The organism is Pseudomonas sp. HY2-MNA-CIBAN-0224, from assembly GCF_040310285.1.
GTDB classification, from domain to species: Bacteria; Pseudomonadota; Gammaproteobacteria; order Pseudomonadales; family Pseudomonadaceae; genus Aquipseudomonas; species Aquipseudomonas helleri.
This window is the reverse complement of record NZ_JBEOPQ010000636.1, coordinates 1-261: the sequence shown is the minus strand read 5'-3', so window position 1 is coordinate 261 and position 261 is coordinate 1. Positions and strand designations below refer to the sequence as shown.

1 protein-coding gene is annotated in these 261 nt (G+C 45.2%); it reads left to right on the top strand.

Annotated features, from left to right (window positions below; genetic code table 11):
- Positions 1 to 199, top strand: a 199-nt coding sequence (locus tag AAEZ03_RS27860; protein ID WP_350583144.1) for a transporter-like protein, incomplete at its 5' end; no start/stop codon positions are given.
- Positions 200 to 261: the final 62 nt, after the last annotated feature.

The window sequence follows — 261 nt, the reverse complement described above, 5'->3', positions numbered from 1 at the left end:
ACTAAAACGCTTAATAGATGAGCTACGGGTGAGCGATAAAGAGCCTGCGCTCGCCAATGAAAACATTCAGGATTTGATTGATATCTTACGCCAGCATCCAGAATATGGAGACGGGCTGGCAAGCTTTGTACTAAAACTCATTATCCAATACCGGCAAATTGCGCTCTATACCGACACGGGCATCATGTCGGATCAATGATTTTTTAACAGTTTGCGGCGTTTAGTCGGTCATCGCTTTTTGCCATTACTGCCGCAAGAGGA